The sequence below is a fragment of the Janthinobacterium sp. GW458P genome, assembly GCF_002127585.1.
Taxonomy (GTDB): Bacteria; Pseudomonadota; Gammaproteobacteria; order Burkholderiales; family Burkholderiaceae_D; genus Janthinobacterium.
This window is the reverse complement of sequence record NZ_NEGZ01000124.1, coordinates 1-2,559: the sequence shown is the minus strand read 5'-3', so window position 1 is coordinate 2,559 and position 2,559 is coordinate 1. Positions and strand designations below refer to the sequence as shown.

5 protein-coding genes are annotated in these 2,559 nt (G+C 67.7%); all 5 read left to right on the top strand.

From position 1 onward, the window contains the following. A partial coding sequence (locus tag CBW50_RS29630) for a hypothetical protein (protein WP_216356430.1) occupies window positions 1-221 on the top strand: 221 nt, incomplete at its 5' end. A 118-nt stretch (window positions 222-339) separates the two neighbouring features. Further along, window positions 340-864, top strand: a complete 525-nt coding sequence (mobB, locus tag CBW50_RS28220; RefSeq protein ID WP_086148551.1) for a molybdopterin-guanine dinucleotide biosynthesis protein B — start codon at window positions 340-342, stop codon at window positions 862-864. Between the two features lie 58 nt (window positions 865-922). Further along, window positions 923-1,123 (top strand): YjfB family protein, encoded by a 201-nt coding sequence (locus CBW50_RS28215; RefSeq protein WP_086148550.1) that lies wholly within the window; start codon window positions 923-925, stop codon window positions 1,121-1,123. Window positions 1,124-1,378: 255 nt separating this feature from the next. After that, a complete protein-coding gene (locus tag CBW50_RS28210; RefSeq protein ID WP_086148549.1) occupies window positions 1,379-1,681 on the top strand; it encodes a DUF2282 domain-containing protein in 303 nt (100 codons plus the stop codon). Between the two features lie 20 nt (window positions 1,682-1,701). Next, window positions 1,702-2,559: DUF692 domain-containing protein (locus tag CBW50_RS28205; RefSeq protein ID WP_253252020.1), on the top strand; the 858-nt coding region annotated here is incomplete at its 3' end.

Sequence of the window (2,559 nt, the reverse complement as noted above, 5' to 3'; positions counted from 1 at the left end):
ATGCGGAGGCCGGCGCCATCGCCGCGCACCGGCAACTGGCGCGCACGGCCCGCAATGCGCTGGCGGCCAATGGCAAGACGGCGCCCCATGCGGGCGGCAGGCGCCGGCGGCAGGCGAGCGACCCCGGCGCGCCGGAGGGCGGCAAGCCGGCAGGAAAGCGCGGCAAAACGGCGCCCGCCAATGGCGGCAGGGCGAAGGGCACGACGGATGGCGGCGGCTGAGTCATGTTGCGTGCATAAATTGCCGCTGCGCTTGACCTGGGCGCTGTCCGGCGCAGGCGCGGCGCGGCGGCGCGGACGGGGCTGCGTATAATTACTCCTTCTCAATCAAGGAGTGACCATGCACGATGCGATGCCCGCCCACCCCGTACTTGGCGTGATCGGCCGTTCCGGCAGCGGCAAGACGACCCTGCTGGAATTTGTGGTGAAGGAAATGGCGGCGCGGGGCTTGCGGGTCAACCTGGTCAAGCACAGCCACCACGACCTGGCGCTGGAGCCGCCGCAAAAGGACAGCGCCCGCCTGCGCCTGGCTGGCGCGGCCGAGGTGCTGGTGGCGTCGCCGTACCGCTACGCCATCGTGCACGAGCTGCGCGGCGCGCCCGAACCGAGCCTGGCGCAGCAATTGGCCCGCATGGGCCCGGCCGACCTGACCCTGGTCGAAGGCTTCAAGACGGACCCCATCCCGAAGCTGGAAGTGTTCCGGCCGGCAGTAGGGCAGGCGCCCCTGTATCCGCATGACCCGCACGTGATCGCCGTGGCGTCCGACAGCCCGGCGCCGGCCGACTTGCGCGCCGGCGTGCAGTGGCTGGACTTGAACGACCGCGAACGGGTGCTCGCATGGCTGCTGCACAGGCTGGAAAAATAAGTCTAAAGGTTTGCCGCCGCCATCCGTTAATACAGGTAGAACCTCATTGGAGAAACGTATGGACGTCGGAAGCATTGCTCAACTGTCAACCACGATGGCAGAGACTGGTACGCGACAAGCCGTTGGCCTGACTGTCCTGAAAAAAGCCCAGGATATTCAAAGTTCGACCGCGACTGCCTTGCTGCAAGCCTTGCCACCGGTACAGTCGGCGCCGAACCTGCCGGCTCACCTCGGCAACACCATCAACACGACGGCCTGAACGTCGTTGCGCGGCGCCTTCCCGGCGCCTGTCACGCCCACACCACCGTTGCCAACGGTGGCGAGTGGGCTTTTGTTTTTTCAGCATCCCCCATCTTTTGCCGCTCCCGCTCGCGCCTCCCCTGCCTGTCACTGCAATTGTTCGCCAAGGCGCGGCCGATTCAGTAGAATGCGGTGATCGCTTCCTGGCTGGCCGCCGCGCAGCCCGGGCGGTGCCAAGTTCCCCGATTCCCATGACCACGCTAGAGGATTACCCATGAACAAACGTCAAGCTCTCGTCGCCGCCGCCCTGGCCGGCATCTGCGCCGCCGCCACCGGCAGCGCGGCCGCACACGATGGTGCCGCTCCCGGCGGCAAGGAAAAGTGCTACGGCGTGGCCAAGGCGGGGCAGAATGATTGCGCCTCGTCGGACGGCGCGCACTCGTGCGCGGGCCAGGCCGAGGCGGACAACCTGCCCACGGAATGGACCTATGTTGCCAAGGGCACGTGCGAGCAGGCGGGCGGCTCCATGAAGCCCATCAAGGCTGCCAAGCCGGCCGCGCCAGCCACGCAGCCATAAGCATTCCGGGCACCACTGCCGTGCGGCAGCCGCCCCATGCGCTCGCCGGCGTGGGCGTCGGCTTGCGCGCCGCGCACTACCGTGACTTTCTCGGGCGCCGGCCCGCGGTGGACTGGCTGGAAGTGCACACCGAGAATTATCTGCAGCCGTCGGGCTGGGACTGGCATGTGCTGCAGACGTTGCGCCAGGATTACGCCGTCAGCCTGCACGGCGTGGGACTTGGGCTGGGCTCGGCGCGTGGTTTTTCCGAGCAGCATCTGCAGCGCGTGCAGGCGCTGGTGGCGCGCGTGGAGCCGGCCCTCGTGTCGGAACATTTGTGCTGGGGCGCCGTAGCCGGGCAGCAACTCAATGATTTGTTGCCGCTGGCCTTGAACGGGGCCGCGCTGGACTTGCTGTGCGCCAGGGTGGGGAGAGTGCAGGATGCGCTGAAAAGGCCGATCTTGCTGGAGAATGTCGCCACTTACGTGCGTTTTGCCGGCGACGCCATGAGCGAAGCGCAGTTTCTCGCCGAACTGGCCCGGCGCAGCGGCTGCGGCTTGTTGCTCGACATTAATAACCTGTATGTGAACCAGTGCAACCACGGCGAAGATGCGCTGGCCGCCTTGCTGGCCATCGCGCCGGGCAGCGTGGGCGAGCTGCATCTGGCCGGCCACCTGGTCACGCCGCAAGCCGTGGTCGACCACCATGGCGCGCCCGTGGCCGAAGCCGTCTGGACCCTGTACGGGGCGGCGCTGCAGCGATTCGGCACCATTCCCACCCTGATCGAATGGGACACGCAGCTGCCGCCGCTCGACGTCCTGCTGGGCGAGGCGGACAAGGCGCGGGCCATGCTGGCGCGCCACGGGCGCCATGCGCAAGCTGCGCCGTGGCAGGGCCTC